The organism is Clostridia bacterium, from assembly GCA_017405765.1.
GTDB lineage: Bacteria > Bacillota > Clostridia > Oscillospirales > RGIG577 > RGIG577.
Genome location: JAFQZS010000040.1, coordinates 17093 through 34750, shown reverse-complemented (window position 1 = coordinate 34750; position 17658 = coordinate 17093). Strand labels below are relative to the sequence as shown.

At 50.2% G+C, this 17658-nt stretch carries 15 protein-coding genes; all 15 read left to right on the top strand.

The window, feature by feature from the left end:
• The first annotated feature begins 40 nt into the window (after window positions 1-40).
• The 15 genes from rlmD to IJG50_07030 all read left to right on the top strand — a co-directional run bounded on the left by rlmD (window position 41) and on the right by IJG50_07030 (window position 17572).
• Window positions 41-1432, top strand: a complete 1392-nt coding sequence (rlmD, locus tag IJG50_07100) for a 23S rRNA (uracil(1939)-C(5))-methyltransferase RlmD (GenBank protein ID MBQ3379613.1) — start codon at window positions 41-43, stop codon at window positions 1430-1432.
• 251 nt (window positions 1433-1683) lie between these two features.
• Window positions 1684-3540, top strand: coding sequence for a SpoIIE family protein phosphatase (locus IJG50_07095; protein MBQ3379612.1), 1857 nt, complete (start codon window positions 1684-1686; stop codon window positions 3538-3540).
• A 197-nt stretch (window positions 3541-3737) separates the two neighbouring features.
• Window positions 3738-6059, top strand: coding sequence for a glycosyltransferase (locus IJG50_07090; protein MBQ3379611.1), 2322 nt, complete (start codon window positions 3738-3740; stop codon window positions 6057-6059).
• 88 nt (window positions 6060-6147) lie between these two features.
• Window positions 6148-7023 carry a hypothetical protein gene (locus tag IJG50_07085; protein ID MBQ3379610.1) on the top strand — a complete coding sequence of 292 codons (876 nt, stop codon included), beginning with the start codon at window positions 6148-6150 and terminating at the stop codon, window positions 7021-7023.
• 31 nt (window positions 7024-7054) lie between these two features.
• The gene (locus IJG50_07080; protein MBQ3379609.1) at window positions 7055-7657 is read left to right on the top strand and encodes an alpha/beta hydrolase; all 603 of its coding nucleotides are present in this window, start codon (window positions 7055-7057) and stop codon (window positions 7655-7657) included.
• A 171-nt stretch (window positions 7658-7828) separates the two neighbouring features.
• Complete coding sequence (locus IJG50_07075) at window positions 7829-8245, top strand: YjdF family protein (GenBank protein ID MBQ3379608.1); 417 nt, start codon at window positions 7829-7831, stop codon at window positions 8243-8245.
• A 258-nt stretch (window positions 8246-8503) separates the two neighbouring features.
• Window positions 8504-10177, top strand: a complete 1674-nt coding sequence (locus IJG50_07070; protein MBQ3379607.1) for a PP2C family protein-serine/threonine phosphatase — start codon at window positions 8504-8506, stop codon at window positions 10175-10177.
• 188 nt (window positions 10178-10365) lie between these two features.
• Window positions 10366-10803 (top strand): hypothetical protein, encoded by a 438-nt coding sequence (locus IJG50_07065; GenBank protein ID MBQ3379606.1) that lies wholly within the window; start codon window positions 10366-10368, stop codon window positions 10801-10803.
• 2 nt (window positions 10804-10805) lie between these two features.
• Window positions 10806-11651 carry a PHP domain-containing protein gene (locus IJG50_07060; GenBank protein ID MBQ3379605.1) on the top strand — a complete coding sequence of 282 codons (846 nt, stop codon included), beginning with the start codon at window positions 10806-10808 and terminating at the stop codon, window positions 11649-11651.
• 62 nt (window positions 11652-11713) lie between these two features.
• Window positions 11714-13096 carry an MATE family efflux transporter gene (locus IJG50_07055; protein ID MBQ3379604.1) on the top strand — a complete coding sequence of 461 codons (1383 nt, stop codon included), beginning with the start codon at window positions 11714-11716 and terminating at the stop codon, window positions 13094-13096.
• A 7-nt stretch (window positions 13097-13103) separates the two neighbouring features.
• Window positions 13104-13880 carry an SDR family NAD(P)-dependent oxidoreductase gene (locus IJG50_07050; protein ID MBQ3379603.1) on the top strand — a complete coding sequence of 259 codons (777 nt, stop codon included), beginning with the start codon at window positions 13104-13106 and terminating at the stop codon, window positions 13878-13880.
• Window positions 13881-13987: 107 nt separating this feature from the next.
• Window positions 13988-14896, top strand: a complete 909-nt coding sequence (locus tag IJG50_07045; protein MBQ3379602.1) for a class I SAM-dependent methyltransferase — start codon at window positions 13988-13990, stop codon at window positions 14894-14896.
• A 12-nt stretch (window positions 14897-14908) separates the two neighbouring features.
• Complete coding sequence (locus IJG50_07040; GenBank protein ID MBQ3379601.1) at window positions 14909-15232, top strand: TfoX/Sxy family protein; 324 nt, start codon at window positions 14909-14911, stop codon at window positions 15230-15232.
• 111 nt (window positions 15233-15343) lie between these two features.
• On the top strand, window positions 15344-16051 hold the full coding sequence (locus IJG50_07035) for an HAD-IA family hydrolase (GenBank protein MBQ3379600.1): 708 nt from the start codon (window positions 15344-15346) through the stop codon (window positions 16049-16051).
• Window positions 16052-16183: 132 nt separating this feature from the next.
• A complete protein-coding gene (locus IJG50_07030) occupies window positions 16184-17572 on the top strand; it encodes an MATE family efflux transporter (protein MBQ3379599.1) in 1389 nt (462 codons plus the stop codon).
• The last annotated feature ends 86 nt before the right edge of the window (window positions 17573-17658 follow it).

Below are 17658 nucleotides of genomic sequence, written 5' to 3'. Positions count from 1 at the left end.
AAACGACTTAAAAAGCACGACGTTTATTTGGGAGAAGATCATGGATAAACCAAAAAAGAACGAGATAATGGAAGTATATATATCGTCCGTGACGCTTGAAGGCATGGGGATCGCGCGTCTTGAGTCTGGCTTTGTGATATTCGTTTGGGGCGGAGCGCCCGATGAGCGCGCCGAGGTGCTTATTATGAAAGTACAGAAGAGCTTTGCGTATGCAAAGATAACACGAATAATAAAACCCTCACCCGCACGCGTAAAGCCCGAGTGCCCCTATTTCGGACTTTGCGGCGGGTGCGCTTTTTGGCACCTTTCGTATGAAGCGGAGCTTAAAATAAAGCGAGACGCCGTGTATAACAATATTAAGAAGCTGGGCGGCGTTGATTTTCCGTCGCTTGAAATAATCGGCTCAGAAAACGCACAAAGATATCGCAATAAGGCGCAGTTTCCGATAAAACGCGCCCGCGACGGGCGGCTCATCATAGGATTTTACCGCAGACGCTCACATGACGTAGTCGATCTTTCGGACTGTCTTATCCAGTCGCCGCACGTCTTTGCGGCGGCGGGAGCCGTTCGCCGTTATATCGAAGAAACGGGAGAGAGCGTCTATGACGAGGCGGCGCACAAGGGTTCGATACGCCATGTATTTGCGCGCGAAGGACGCGCCTCGGGCGATGTGGAGATCGTAGTTGTGATAAATGCGGACAAGCTTCATGATGAAGGAAGGCTCGTTCAAATATTAAAAGAACGCATCACCGGGCTTTCGGGCGTTGTCATAAATATAAATAAAGAAAAAACAAACGTGATAATGGGCGAACGCTCGCGCCTTTTGTGGGGGCGCGACGAGATACGCGATACTATAGGAGAAATCGAATTCATTATACCGCACCGCTCGTTTTATCAGGTGAACCCCTCACAGACGCGCGTACTTTATGAGACGGCGGTAAACATGCTTGCTCCGTTGAAAAACGAAACCGTGCTTGACCTGTACTGCGGCGCGGGCACGATATCGGCGTATATCGCTCGGCGCGCCGGGCGCGTTATCGGCGTAGAGGTCGTAGAGGACGCCGTAAAGGTAGCAAAGAAAAACGCACGCTCAAACGGTCTTGAAAACTGTGAATTTTACTGCGGCGATGCGGGCGAAACGGCGGCGCGCCTTATAAGAGAGGGGCTTAAGATCGACGCGCTCTGCGTAGACCCGCCGAGAAAGGGGCTTGACGAGGGAGCCCTAAAAGCGATAGCCGGGCTTTCGCCCGAGCGCATAGCGTACGTTTCGTGCGATCCTGCAACGCTGGGGCGCGATATAAAGCGGCTTTCGGATAACGGCTATGTCTTAAAGAACGCCGTAGCCGTCGACATGTTCCCAAAAACAGGAAACATAGAGACCGCGGTCTTGTTGATGCGAGATGAGTCAAAACGGCAGGACCATTGCCGTTAATAACATAAATACATTCATGGCGAGAGCCGCTTAGGAAAGCCTGTGGGGAGTTTTAGGGTTTTAGGATCAGTGAATAAACGCCAAGGGAACATAGGCGATGAGGCAAAGACGCTGTGCTTTATTGATTTCTTAATGCGCAAGATAAAAGGATAGTGCGTGGGAATCCGTTATATGTTACAATAAACTATACGGATGGAAGGGCGTATCCGCATAAATTAGCCGTTCGTATTTTATGGAGGTCGAATACAGCAATGGATAATGTGAAAAAGCAGAAAAAACGGCGGATAACGATTTCCTATTCTTTTTTAAGATGGCTGCTTTTGATCGTCGTCGTGGGTTTTTTGGCCTCTATGGCGTTCACATGGATACACCAAACGAAAATGTCCAACGACAGCGCGGCGGAGCTTTTGCGTATAAACGTTTGGGACGTCCGCCAGGACGTTATCGACGCTTCGAACGAGAACCTTCTGAAGCTTACTCGCAGCATCGCCGCACAGCTCGACGGCGGCGTCTCGCCGAATTCCGAAGAGCTTATTAGATTGATGCGCGAGTATGATGTGGCGGAAATAAACATAATAAATGAAAACGGTATCATCACGGCAACAACTATGGGAAAATTCCGGGATTACGATATGCACTCCGGCGCGCAGTCAGCTGAATTTCTTACGCTGCTTGATGGATCCGAAAATGAGCATGTACAGAATTATCAGCCCACCTCGTTCGATCCTTCCCTTTATCGCAAGTATGCCGCGGTAACGCTCAGATCCGGCGGCTTCGTACAGGTGGGCTACGACGGAGAGCGTTTTCAGAAGGACATAGATCAGAATGTTATAAGCGCGGCCAAGAACCGGCACGTAGGGCAGACCGGAAGCATCATCATAGCAAATGAGGAGTGGAATATAGTAAGCGACCGATATGGGCTTGCGGGCAGCAACTTAAGCGAGACCGGTATATGGATCGACCGCGATACGATGCCTGAGGACGAAGTTTTCCATTCGCAGGTATACGGCGAAGACTGCTCCGTCGTGTATATTTTTTCGGAAGGGTATTATATAGTGGCCGTCCTTCCCGAAAACGAGATCATCCTTGAGAGAAACTCCTCCATGAGCGTTATGGCCATAATGGAGATCATACTTTTCCTTGTTTTGTTCACGGTCATTTTCCTTCTGGTAAAATATCTTGTTCTTGACAATCTGGGAAAGGTCAACAGCTCACTGTCGAAGATCACGAAAGGGGACTTAAACGAAGAGGTAGACGTGCGTTCAAACGCAGAATTCTCCGATCTTTCGGACGACATAAACTTAACGGTTACAACTCTGAAACAATATATCGCGGCCGCAGCGGCCAGGATAGACGAGGAGCTGGCGTTTGCGAAAAACATACAGGAATCTGCGCTGCCGTCTGTATTTCCGCCTTACCCGGACAGAACAGAGTTTTCGCTTTATGCAAAAATGAGGACGGCGAAAGAGGTCGGCGGAGACTTTTACGATTTTTACCTGCTCGATGATAACAAGCTCGCTTTTCTTATCGCGGACGTTTCAGGCAAGGGGATCCCGGCCGCCATGTTCATGATGACCGCCAAAACGGTGCTCAGGGATTATGCGGAGCGCGGCGACGAGCCGCATGATGTGTTTACCAACGCCAATACAAAGCTTTGCGACGGAAACGATGCGGAAATGTTTTTAACGGCATGGATGGGCTTTCTTGAGACAGATACAGGGGTCTTGCATTTCGTAAATGCGGGCCATAATCCGCCGGTGCTGATCCGCGAAAAAAAGGCGACCTTTGTTATGCAGAAAGCAAATCTGGTGCTGGCTGCAATGGACGCCACGAAGTATCGAAAGCAGACGGTCAAGCTACAGCCCGGCGACATTTTGTATCTTTATACGGACGGCGTGACCGAAGCCCCCGATCCGGACGACAAAATATTCGGAAACGACAGGCTTTTAAATATCCTGTCGGACGATTTCGGTTCCGGCGAGGCGGCGTGCAGAAAAGTCTGCGATACAGTGCTAGGCAGGATAGACGAATTTGCGAAGGATGTACCGCAGTTTGACGATATTACGCAGCTTTGTATTTACTATGCGGGGGACAGTATACAAACATAATCCTACGGCGTCGGATAACATATTTTCGATATGGCGTTCGGTGAGCGCGGCTGTCATATGGCGCGCGTTCGCCGGTTCGCGGTATCAATGTTCAACACTGGTCACATTCTCGTAAAATAGAAAACTTTGAAAGACGCAGAGTATACGGCTTTATAAAATAGATTCTTTGTGCTGTCATATCAAAGAAGGTGTATATCATGAGCGGTTTAAAAATCCGAACAGAGTTTAAAAATGAACAGCTTCCTTTTTCGTTTACAACGGAGCTTGAGGGAGACAAACTTATCTGTACGATTGAATCGCCAAAAGAGGACCAAAAGTACGCATGTTATCTTTTGTATCAAAAAGGTGGAAACCTAACTGCATTTTACAAGGAATGGTATTCTCCGAATAAAAGACGTGAATTTGATTTGTCAGCGCTTCTTTCGGAAAGCGACCTCCCCGCTTTTATTGCCGTAAGGGTTTTTGTGGGAGATAAAGACCTGACAATAATGCATTCCGTTCAGTCGGAGTCGTTTTATTATCCTCTTCCTACAGGGCCGAAGGTTTCAGTCGTCATTTCGGTTCACAATGCGGAAGAATATCTTGAGGAAACATTTCGTTCTGTTTCCGAGCAGAAGTATCTTAACGCGGAGTTTATTTTCGTGGATATGGGCTCCAAGGATCGTTCGCTTGAACTTTTGCGGGATTTTATGAAAAGCGAACCTCGCGCAATGCTTTTAAGAGAAAGAGGCAAGTTTCCTTCCAATGCCTGGGATGCCGGCATGGAAAAAGCTTCGGGAGATTACATTATCTTTCTTGAAGCGGGCGATACGTTTTCTCCGTGTCTTTTGTGCGATACGGTTGCCTGTGCCGAGGAGACCTGCGCCGATATAGTAGTTTTTTCGACCGAACGCTTTGACGCTTCCAAAGAAACTGCGCCTGTCTTCGAGGCTTTGGATCCTGCAAAAACGCCTTCGGATACACGCGCCTTTTTTGGGAAAAGCGGCTTGACAGATATATTTGCTTTCACCGGACCCGTGCTTTTTAACAAGCTTTTCAGACGCGAATTTTTATCGTCGCATGATTTGCTGTTTGATCCCCATATAAGCATGGCAGATGAAGTTTTTACGTATACTGCGCTCGCGCTTGCCAAAAAGATAGCGCCTGTTTATAAGGTCCTGCTTACACGCCGGGGCGGCGGCGAAGATGAAACGAGCAACGATAGGTCATTGTATCCGCTTTCCTTCCTCTCTTTGCCGTTTGAATTAAAAAAGACTCTTACGGATAAAGGTGTTTACGAGGAGATCGAAGCTTCTTTTTTGAGCTTTGCGCTGTCATATGTTATTCGAGAATTGGAGTCGGCGCGCGATTTTGACGCATTTAAAACGATATACAAAGCTTTAAAGCAGTTCGGCATAAAAGAATTGGGTCTGCTTTTGAAGCCTGCGGACTATTATCCCGAAGGAAGCCGCAAGTATTATGGTAAAGCGGAGGCCATACTTAAATATTCCGAATACGGATACATAGAGACTTTCGGCTTAGATAGACTTATCTCGCACCGCCTTATACTTCCGCCTGCATTTATGCGCGAGAATAAAACCCTTCCGAAAGTCACGGTAGTAGTGCCCGTTTATAACACGGAAAAATACCTTGCCGAATGTTTAGACAGCATACTGGCGTCAACTATGCAAGAATTTGAGGTAATATGCTTAAACGACGGCTCGACGGACCGAAGTCTTTCCATAATGAAAGAATACCAAAAAAGAGACAGCCGAATCGTCGTTTTCGACGCGCCGAAAAATCACGGTCTTTCCATTACCAGAAACGTCGCGTTCGACCATGCGAGAGGCGAATATATCTGCTGTGTTGACAGCGACGATCTTATCATGCCCGATCATCTTGAAAAAACGTATGAGTATGCAAAAAAGTACGATCTCGATATGCTCTTTTTCGACGCCATACCGTTTTATGAAAACGAAGAACTGGAAAAGCGGTACACCTCTGCACCAAAAGCATATACTTCAACAGTTGATCTGAGCCTTCCGAGAACGGGGAAGCAGATGCTTGCGGATATACTTAAAAACGAATCTTACAGAGCCAATATGTGCCTGCAGCTTTTGAAGCGCGAGCATCTTGACAGACGCAACATAAGGCTGTATCCCGGTATCATATATGAAGACGTTCTGTTCACGTTCGTAAGCCTTTTAAAATCGGAGTCGTGTGCAAGGCTCAGTCATCCGTACTATAAGCGCAGATACCGTGAAGGGTCAATAATAACGGAAGAAATAACGGGTAAAGAACATTATCCTCATATAAGAAGCTACTGTATCATAGCGGCGGAAATGATGTCGGAAATGCGGAGGACATTTTTGAGCCGAGAACAGGAAAAACTGTTTTTCCGCGTACTCAAGTGGGTCGCCGATACTATGAATAGGAGGTATAAAGCTCTCAGCGAAAGCGAACAGACGGAATTTACCGAGCATTATCTTACGCCTGTCGAGGCGATTTGGTTTCGCATGGCACAGAATTTATTGAAGTAACGCAGCTTAAGCGGATACGTTTACATCACGGGGGTCAATGAAAGCTATATGTCCCCATGTATCTGAGATTTGAAGGAGGCGTATTTATTTGGCTTTTATGTCTCTCATGATCGCGGGAGCGGTTTTAGCCGTGACTTTAATAGGGCTTTTAATTTTGATCGCGGGGATCATACTTATCATAGTATGGAAGGTGAAAAAACGCAGAGGGCGGCCCGTAAAGAAATCGCATAAAACTCTGGCCGTGGTATTTACCGTTTGGGGAGCCGTGCAGTTAGGCGTGCCGGTTTTGCTTTTTGCGGGATATAACATTTATGAAGACGCATCGCGTGCCGCCAAGATCGCAGAGGCGGATGAAAAAATAAACGTGGAATACGACTGGGACAGAGACGCCGGCATAACGATGGGCGGCGTCGATTACGTGCCTGCTGATTATCTTACGGGGAAAGACGGCGGCGAAAAGAAGGCGGCACTTATATATCCCGACGGCGACGCCGATTATATCTATACCGTCGAAAACGAAAAAAATTACGATATGGTTCGTCTTTACAGCAAAGTTTTCGTGCCGAAGGAGCAGGCAGACGAAATACGCGATTATTATACGCGCGAAGCGCCTCTTTATGTTACCATATCGTTTTACGACGAGTATGACGAATACCGCGAATACAAAGTCGATTTCGACAGAAGCATGCTTGAGCGCTTAAACGCGCTTTATGATTTTGGTATGTCCAGTGTAGTGGAATACAGAACGGACGATGTGAAGCAAACCTTTTACATAACGGGAGAAACGTCTGATGGGCTGTTCGGTCTGTGGGGAACTGTAGAAGTTACCGATAAAGGGCCTGTATTGGCACACATCTGTGGCGGCGGCCGCTCAGAGGGACACATCCTGCCGGATGACATGGCCGAATATATATTCGGCTTTACGAATGAGCTTTTGCCAGAGACGGATCGGCAAGCGGCGTGAATAAACGTCGGGTTTGAAAGGACGGCGGTAAATATTGAACGCGGTATTATATATCCACGGCAGAGGCGGCAGCGCGGACGAGGCCGCATGGTATGCGCCGCTTTTTCCCGCATGCGAAGTCGTAGGCCTCGACTATAAAGGCAGTACGCCGTGGGATACAAAAGAGGAAATGATCGAAGCGGTAAAAGCCTTAAAAGCGAAATATACCAAAGTATTTCTTATCGCGAACAGCATAGGCGCGTATTTCGTCATGAATGCCGGCGTCGAAAAGGATATTGCCCATGCATATTTCATTTCGCCCGTTATAAACATGGAGAAGCTTATCACGGATATGATGCGTTATGCCGGCGTCACGGAGGCCGAGCTTCGCGAAAAGGACGTTATAAAAACGTCCTTCGATGAAGACCTGTCGTGGGATTATCTTTGCTATGTGCGTGATAACCCCATTAAATGGAGCGTCCCGACGGATATCCTATGCGGCGGACGCGATGCGCTCGTTTGTGTCGATACGACGGAGGCCTTTGCGAAAGCGCATAACGCGAGCCTAACCGTAATGGAGAACGGCGAGCACTGGTTCCATACCAAGCAGCAGATGCGCTTTTTACGTGATTGGATGAAAGAAAAAATCGAATGATCGGGCCTTTTGGCTTTATCATAATAAAAAACGAAGATAAAAACGCAACGCGCGCCGAAATGACGCGCCAGAGCCGGTAGGTAGCCCGGCCGTCCCGCGAAAGCGGGGTAAGTAACCCTCCCCCTCCGGGGTCGTCCGTTCTTCGTTCAAAAAAATTACGGAGGGATCGTTATGGACAAAACGAGCGGTAAGCTTACGGTGTATTTCGAGGACCCGTTCTGGGTGGGTGTGTTCGAGCTCGTATCAAACGGGCGTCTGTCCGTGTGCAGAGTCACGTTCGGCGCGGAGCCGAAGGACTGCGAGGTCTGGGACTTTGTGCTGCACCATTACTTTAAGCTAAAGTTTGGCGCCGCTGTAAAAACCGACGTGCATAAGGGCGCGGACAATCCGAAGCGCAGACGGCGCGAGGCAGAAAAACAGATAAAGACGCGCGGCGTAGGCACGAAATCCCAGCAGGCGCTGAAGGCGCAATACGAGGAAATGAAGGCCGAACGCAAGGAAAAAAGCCGTGCCGAACGGGAAGCCGAAAAGGAGCGCCGTTTTTTTAAAAAGCAGCAGAAGAAAAAAGAGAAGCACCGCGGCCGCTAGTCCTGCTTGCGGGGCCGAAGAATTTCAAGCTTACGGCGTCGCTTGAGCCGAAATGACGGGAAAGATACCTCGTACCGAAAGACGGTACGGGGTATTTTTTCAAAAAAACGAAAGAAACGAAGTATTCAAATCATTGACATCGCAAACGCTCCCGCATCAAGGCGCGCGGCGGGGATTGCGGGAACGATAAAATAATGATAAAATATTATAATATACAAAAAAAGCCTGCCGCGTCGCCGTCTTAAAAAGGAGCACGATATGGATAATATGAAAAAAACGAATAAAATGCGCTCTTCAATGTCGGTAAACATCATAGGAGCGATCGTCGCCGTGCTCTTCGTGTTCGGGATCGTAGTCAGCACGGTGGGCTACGTAAGCTTTACCGACGCTTTTAAAAAAGAATACGCCGAGTCCACCTACCATATGGCCGATACCGCCGCCCTGCTCGTAAACGGCGACTCGCTTGAGGATTATCTTGCCGATGAAAAGACGGACGAATATCTTCTTACAAGGGAACGCCTTGACGCATACTGCAAAAAAATGGGCGTCTCGCTCATCTACGTGATTTTGGTCGATACCTCCGATTACGGACGGTTCGTATCCGTTTTTAACAGCGTTGACAATACCGTTGACGATTCGGAATATACGCCGTGGGAGCTGGGGCACAGGCGCGACACTACAAACGACGAATACAGACGAAAATATAAGGAGATATACGACGGCGAGGCTGTGTTTGAAACGGTCTATCGCACAAGCCCGACGGACGGTCAGCACCCGCATATCACGACCATGGTGCCAGTAAAGAACTCTTCGGGTGAGGTGGCGGCCATTCTCTGTATGCAGCGCCCGATGCGCCAGCTCGTTTTGGCAAGACGTCCCTATCTTGTGACCGTTGCCGTCTCAACGCTTCTTTTGGCGCTGTTCGCCTCGGTATTCGCCGCGTTTTACATAAGAAATCAATTCGTAGACCCCGTAAAAAAGGTGGCGAAAGAGGCGTCCCGTTTTGCAAAGGAAAATACGAAGGGAGAGCCTTTGAGCAACATAAGCAAGTACAGAGTCATACACGACCTTGCCGACTCCATAGATACCATGGAATCGGACATGGTAAGATATATAGATAATCTCACGTCAGTCACTGCGGAGAAAGAGAGGATAGGAGCGGAGCTGTCGCTTGCCGGGGCCATACAGCGCAATTCCGTGCCGAACGACTTTCCGGCATTCCCCGACAGAAGCGATTTCGATATCTGCGCTTCAATGACGCCCGCAAAGGAGACGGGCGGAGACCTTTATAATTTTTTCCTTACGGACGCCGATCATCTGGCCGTTGTCATCGGAGACGTTTCCGGCAAAGGCGTGCCCGCAGCGCTGTTTATGATGGTCACGAATATCCTCATCGCAGACAGAACGTATATGGGCGGTACGCCGGCGGAGATACTTTCATTCGTAAACAACAATATATGCGAGCATAATAAAGCCGATATGTTCGTAACATTGTGGCTCGGGATACTTGAGCTGTCAACGGGCAGACTTACCTTTGCTAACGCGGGACACGACGACGCCGCCGTCTGCCGCAAGGACGGAAGCTTTGAGCTTTTCAAAACGAAGCATTCTTTAGTTGTCGGAGCAATGCCCGATATAAAGTACCGCGATTTCGAGCTGACTCTTGAAGCCGGCGACAGGCTGTTTCTCTATACGGACGGCGTTCCCGAGGCGACCGATGAAAACTACGCCATGTATTCGATAGGCAGAATGCTCGCCGCGCTGAACGAAAACAAGGACAAGCGACCGGAAGAGATACTTACGTCTATCCACGAGAGCGTGAACGCGTTCGTGGGCGGCGCGCCTCAGTTTGACGACCTTACCATGCTTTGTCTTGAGATAAAAGAACGCGGCGAAACGCGTTCGGGGGAGAACGCCGAAAACCGCTCTTGATTAAGCAAGGCGTAAGAACGGATGAAATTCCTATAACGCGGCAAAAGAAAAAACGCTTTGCTTGGCCCAAAGGCTTTAAAGATATAAAAGCACGATAAAATTACGAGGCCGATATGCGGCAAAGGAAGTCATCGGATACGCCGTAAAGCGGCGGACGCGCGCAAGCCGGGCATTAGGAGGAAAAAACGATGATGCATTTTAAATACCTTAGAATACAGGGGCAGGAGCTTGCCCGAAACACAATGTACGCGAAGGGCGTTTTCAGTAGGTGCTGGCAGCTTATCCAGAACGACAAAATGGATGAGGAGGACGCGGATCTCTACCGCGAGATAGACGACTGGTTTGCACAGTGCCTTCCCTGGCCGCCTCAATGCAGAAATCAGGAAAGAGTCGTGTGCTTTTTCAAAACCGAAAACTCCGATGAAATGATGAAAATGATACGGCCTGCGCTTTGGCTTTTGGAGAAATACAACCATCCGTACTATCTCGTATACACGAATACGCCGGGCGAAATAGTATACGAGGACAAGTATCAGGTGGCCGTAAAGACGCCCGGAAGGCTTATCATAGAAGAGGTTCAAAAGAATTGGAGCCCTGCGCAAACGCCCGACGAAGGAGAAAAATGACTGTGGCAGAAAAAATAAAAACATGCGATCTTCACACGCACTCGGTATTTTCCGACGGCTCGCTCACTCCCGAAGAGCTCGTAGTACTTTCAAAAGAGCGCGGCCTTTCGGCAGTTGCGCTCACCGACCACAACACGGCGAAGGGACTTTTACGCTTTACGGAGGCGGGCGAAGAAAACGGGGTTACGACCGTCGCGGGCTGCGAATTTTCAACCGAATACGAGGGTACGGAGGTGCATATCGCGGCTCTGTTTTTGCCGCCCGACGCGTGGGACGAAGCTGAGCGATATACAAAGCGCCTGCTTATCGCAAAGAAAAACAGCAACGTCTTGCTTATAGAGGCGCTTCGCCGAAGCGGATACGACGTGACTTACGAGGAGGCCGCCGCGCTCACCGATGCGGACGAGTTCAACCGCGCGCACGTCGCCCGGCTGCTTCTTAACAAGGGTTACGTAAACTCAACGAAAGAGGCGTTCGATACGCTTTTGGGCGAGGGACAGGGCTATTACGTGCCGCCGAAAAGACTTGACGTATTTGAAACGATAAGATTTATAAGCTCGCGCCGCGCCGTGGCGGTGCTTGCGCATCCGTTCCTTAATTTAAGCGGTGAGCGCCTTTTAAAGTTTCTGCCGCAGGCGAAGGCGGCGGGACTTGACGCGATGGAAACGCGGTACTCAAGCTTTGACGAAGAGACGAGCAGGGAGGCGTCAAAGCTTGCGCGCCGCTTCGGCTTAAAGGAAAGCGGCGGCTCCGATTTTCACGGCGCGGCAAAGCCCGACGTAATGCTCGGCACGGGCAGGGGGAACTTATGCGTACCGTTCGAGTTTTACGAGGCGCTTAAGCCGTAGAGCTTTTGCGCCGTGCAGACTGATAATTCTTACGCGCGCCTTCGCGCGCCGGAGGCATAAAAATGACACGTACCGCGACAGGGCAGAACGACTTTTCAAAAGGTCCCGTATGGAAAAACATAATACGTCAGGCGCTGCCGCTGACGATAGCGCAGTTCGTGCATCTTCTTTACAACGTGATGGACAGGGTGTACATAGGACACATGGAGGGCGTGGGCACGCTCGCGCTCACGGGAGTAGGGCTCACTTTTCCCGTAGTCACCGTTATTTTGGCGTTCGCGGCGCTGTTCGGCATGGGCGGCGTGCCGCTTTTTTCCATTGAGCGGGGCGCCGAAAACAAAGAAAAGGCCGCGCGCATCATGGGCAATTCCTTCGCGCTTATAGTGATCGCCGCAGCCGCGCTTACGGTGCTTTTGTATATATTCCGCCGCCCCGTGCTTTTCGCGTTCGGCGCAAGCGGCGATTCGTTCGTATATGCCGACGAATATTTGAGGATATATCTTGCGGGCACGCTTTTTTCAATGCTCGCAACGGGCATGAACGGATACATAAACGCGCAGGGCTTCCCGCGCACGGGCATGCTTTCGATAATAATAGGCGCGGGCGTCAATATCGCGCTCGACCCGCTTTTCATATTCGCGCTACGTATGGGCGTTTCGGGCGCGGCGATCGCCTCCGTGATAAGCCAGGCCGTATCTGCGGCGTGGGTATTAAGATTTCTTACGGGAAAGCGCGCCGAGATACCTCTTTCGCCCAAAAGTATACGCATCGACGGCGCGACTGTGGCCGCGATATCTAAGCTGGGCGCGGCGAACTTCATAATGCAGGGCACGAATTTTCTCGTTCAGGTAGTCTGCAACTCGACGCTTCAGGGTTACGGCGGCGATATCTACGTCGGCATAATGACGGTGACTAATTCGATACGCGACGTTTTCATGCTGCCAATAAGCGGCATAGTCGGCGGCGCGATGCCGGTGATAGGCTTTAACTACGGCGCGAAAAATTACGCGCGCGTAAGGGACGGCATACGCTTCAATACGATAGTCGGCGCCGTATATACGATGGCGGCCTGGCTCTTGGTAGTGACGCTGCCGCGCGTATGGTTCGGCGTCTTCTCCGACGACGCCGCGCTATTGGACGCGGGCGTCGGTATGCTTCGTATATACTTTTTCGGCTTTGTTTTCATGGCGCTTCAGTTCGCGGGGCAGTCGGCGTTTCAGTCGCTGGGCGACGCGCGCCACGCGATATTCTTTTCGCTTCTGAGAAAAGCCGTTATCGTAGTGCCGCTCACTGTTGTTTTGCCGATGATAGGTTTCGGTGTTACGGGCGTATTTTTGGCGGAGCCGATATCTAACGTAGCTGGCGGACTTGCCTGCTATATCACGATGAGAATGACGGTGTATAAAAAAATCGAAAGCCTTATCCCGAAAAACGAAAAGGAGTGAATGCGCCGTGAGGATAGCCGTAGTTACGGGCGCGTCGAGCGGCCTGGGACGCGAATATATAAAAGAAATAAACCGCCTTGAGACGGATATCGACGAAATATGGGCCGTTGCACGAAGGAGGGAGCGCCTTGTTTCGCTCGGCGAAAGCTCCCGCATACCTGTGCGCGCCTTCCCGCTCGATCTTACGAAAAAGGAGAGCATAGAAGAGTTCAAGGCGGCGCTTGAACGCGAAAGGCCCGACGCGGCGATTTTAATAAACGCGGCGGGTTTCGGAAAGATAGGCGATTTTTCGTCTATGGATCTGGGCGAGAGCGACCGCATGATAGAATTAAACTGCCGCGCCGCCGTAGATATGACGTACGTCTGTCTGCCGTATATGAAGGCGGGCGCGCGCATAATGGAGATATGCTCGACGGCGGGCTTTCAGCCGTTTCAGTACCTCAGCGTTTACGCCGCCTCGAAGGCGTTCCTCTACCGCTTTACGCGCGCGCTCAGGGTAGAGCTGTTTTCGCGCCGCATAAAGGTGACGGCCGTATGCCCGTACTGGATAAAGGACACGGAATTCATACCTACGGCCAAGGATACCTTCGGCGGAGGCCACGCCGTAAGGCATTTTCCGCTCGCCTCGCACGTTCGCTCCGTCGCCGCCGTGTCGTATAACGATTCGCGCATCGGCCTTCCCGTATCTGCGCCCGGCGTGGTATGCTTCGTTCACCGCATCGTCGCAAAATTCGTGCCGTCGGAGCTTATGATGGGCATATGGGAGCTTTTGAGGAGAGCTTAGCGTAAGAAACGAGGGAACAACCGCGCGCGTTTTTTTGACGCTTTACAATGCGCGCCCGCGCACGATATAATATAAAAAAGCCACGAGAGAAAGGATATAAGAAACATATGGCCCAAGAGAGCAGACTTCGTGAAAAAATAAAATATCTTGAGAGCATCCCTAATGTAAACCGCAATCTTGACCGCATAATATCGAGCGGCACGGTGTCGGACGAGGACGTGCGCCATTACTATGTAAACAGCCGCTTCGCCTATAAAAAGTTTCACTCCGAGGAGGGGTTCATGCATTTTAGGATATCGCAGGGCGGAAAGCTTGGGCCGAACGATATATATTATCAGCCCGAGACCGTATCGAAGCGCATAAAAAGCGGCGACAACGTGGTGGAGCTCGGAAGCGGCATGGGCGCAAATCTTCTCTATCTTGCGAAAAAGCATCCCGACGTAACGTTTACGGGCGTCGATCTTTGTCCCGAGCCCATAGAGGAACCGCCGTCCAATATACGCCTAATAGAGCACGATTACAGCGATATGTCGATGATAGACGACGCATCCGTCGACGCTGTCTACGCCGTTGAAACGATAGTGCACTGTCCCGACAAGGAGAGCGTGTTTTCGGAAGTGTACAGGATACTTAAGCCGGACGGCGTGTTTATTGTTTACGACTATTCGCTGCCAAGGGAATTTGAGGAATATGACGAAACGGAAAAGAAGGCCGTCGAGCTCATATCAAAGGGCGGCGCGGCCGTACTTATAGAATCGGAGACCTGTTGGGAGGGGCGTTTTGCGGCGGCAGGCTTTAAGGCGGAGTCAATAACCGACCTTACGAAAAATACTCTGCCCGACCTTAGGCGCCTTGCGGGCAGGGCGGCGCAGGTTTTGGAGAATTCGTTTCGCGTAAAGTTTGCCGCGCCGCTCATGCCGAAGCGGCTTTTCGACAATATCATACTGGGTTACCTCGGATACGATATGTGCCTTGAGGGCGTGGGATATTACATGGAATGGATATACAGAAAATAAGGGGTGAGCGATATGGCGTCGAGCGAGAGTTATCTTGAATATATACTTGACTGCCTCAGTGCGTGCGAGGATATAACGTACCGCGCCATGATGGGCGAATATATAATATACGCCGGAGGCAAGGTGATAGGCGGTATATATGACGACAGATTCTTAATAAAGCCCACGCCGTCGGCGCGCGCGCTTATGCCCGACGCGCCCGAGGAGCTGCCTTACGAGGGCGCGCGTCCTATGCTCATGTGCGAAAATACGGACGACCGAGAATTTTTAAAGGAGCTTATTGAGAGCGTACGGCGCGAGCTTCCCGCACCGAAAAAGCGAAAGAAGGCACAGTGAGGATACAAGACCCCGCAGGGCGCGGCCCTGCGGGAGTTTTTGATAATATGATGTGATATTCGCGGATATTGCCGCATATTTATCTGATATCGAAAAAAACGGGGTATTTAAATGATAAGAGCAGTTTTTATTGATATAGACAATACGCTTCTCGATTTTAACGCATACGTGACGGACAGCATGAAAGAGGGCTTTGAAAAATTCGGCCTTCCGCCGTATGAGGATAAAATGGGCGCGGTGTTTCGAAAGATAAACGAGGGCCTTTGGCAAAAGATAGAGCGCGGCGAGCTCGATCTGGAGGGGCTTAGGCGCAACAGGTGGAACATTATTTTTTCGGCGCTTGGAATAGATTTTGACGGGGCGGTTTTCGAGGATTTCTTCCGCGAGCGCCTTTTTTACAGCGCGGTCCCCGTAAGCGGCGCGCTTGAGATGCTTTCGTATCTTGCGCCCAAGTACATACTCTGCGCCGCAAGCAACGGCCCGAAAGCTCAGCAGATGAACAGGCTCAAGCTTGCGGGAATGGATAAATATTTTAAATTCTTCTTTATTTCGGGAGGCATGGGACATTCAAAGCCGTCAAAGGTGTTTTTCGAGACGGCGATAGCAAGTATAAACGAAAGCGTGTGCGAAGCCGGAGCGCCGTCCGTGCGGCCGGAGGAGATAATGATAATAGGAGACTCTCTTTCAAGCGACATTGCCGGCGGCATATCATGCGGGTTAAAAACGTGCTATTTCGATCCGGGGCGAAAGCCCGTGACCGACGCCGTTTCGCCGGACCATGTTATATATGATCTTCGGCAGGTGCGCGCCATATTATAAAGTGCGGCGGGAAAACTTGACAATGAAAATTTATCGTGCTATTCTTTAAGCAAGGTGAGCAGCCAAAAGCGTAAGACCGGCCTATGTCGGACGTGCGCTTTTTTATTTTGTTAAAAAGGACGGCGAAAGCTTATGAAGGAGCAAAAAGAGAGCATAATGGCGACAGAAAAAGTCAGCCGCCTGATTGTCGTAACGGGAGTGCCGATGATACTTTCCATGGTATTGCAGGGCTTTTACAATATCGTGGACAGCGCGTTCGTTTCAAACATGAGAGAATACGGCGAGGAGGCGATAAACGCGCTCACGCTAGCCTTTCCCGTTCAAATACTTATGGCTTCGGTCGCCATAGGCACCGGGATAGGCGTAAACGTACTGCTTTCAAAGAGTCTGGGGCAGAAAAATTTTGAAAAAGCCAACGGGGCGGTGGGAAACGCCGTCGTTTTGAGCGTTATTATGACGTGTATATTTATGCTGTTCGGCGTTTTCGGCGTAAGGGGATATATCGCCTCGCAGACGTCGTCCGCGCTAATAACCGAAATGGGCACGAAATACCTTTCCGTATGCTGCGTTTTCTCGGCGGGCATAGTATTTTTCGGCACATTTGAAAAAACGCTTCAGGCAACGGGACGATCGCTTTTTTCGACGGCGGCACAGGTGATAGGCGCAGTAACGAATATCGTATTGGACCCGATACTTATATACGGGCTTTTAGGATGTCCCGAAATGGGAGTTTCGGGCGCGGCATGGGCTACCGTCATAGGCCAGTTCGCTTCGGCTGCCGCAGCAATAATATTTCATATTCTGAAAAACGCAGAGATAGAAAACAAAGCGCGCTATTTAAGACCGAGGGCGGATATAATAAAAGAGATATATGCGATAGGTCTTCCGGCCATAATAGCGCAGGCGCTTTTGTCTGTAATGACCTATATGCTGAACCTCATCTTCGTTCGCATAGACGAAGCGGTAGTTACCGCCTTCGGCCTTTACTTTAAGGTACAGCAGTTCGTGCTATTTATCTGCTTCGGCCTTCGCGACGCCGTAACGCCTATTATCTCGTTCAATTACGGCATGAGAAGCAAGCCGCGAATAAAAGACGGCATAAAATACGGCATGATATATACGCTCGTGCTTATGGCGGCGGCTCTTTTGGCTATAGAGGCGTTCGCGCGCCCGTTTGCCGGAGTCTTCGCTCTTACTGCAGCGACGGAGGCTCTCTGTATCGACGCGATGCGCATCGTCTCCGTAAGCTTTATCTTTGCGGGGATAAGCATAACTTATCAAGGTGTGTTCCAGTCTTTGGGAAGCGGCGTTTCTGCGCTCGCGAGCGCGACGCTTAGGCAGATCATATTTATAATACCGCTCGAGCTTCTGTTTTCGCATATTGCAATGACGAACGCATCGCTTACATGGCTCGTATGGCTTGCCTTCCCGATAGCCGAGGCTGCTGCCGCCGCCGTGACGTATTGTCTTATGCGGCGCATAGACAAAAAGAAGATAGCGCCGATGGAGGAGGGCGTGTAAAATGTGTCAGGCGCCGCCTTTAGGCGCCTGACGCTTTTTAAAAGAGCTAAGATCAAGACCTTGTCGATATAAATCCGTTTATTGAG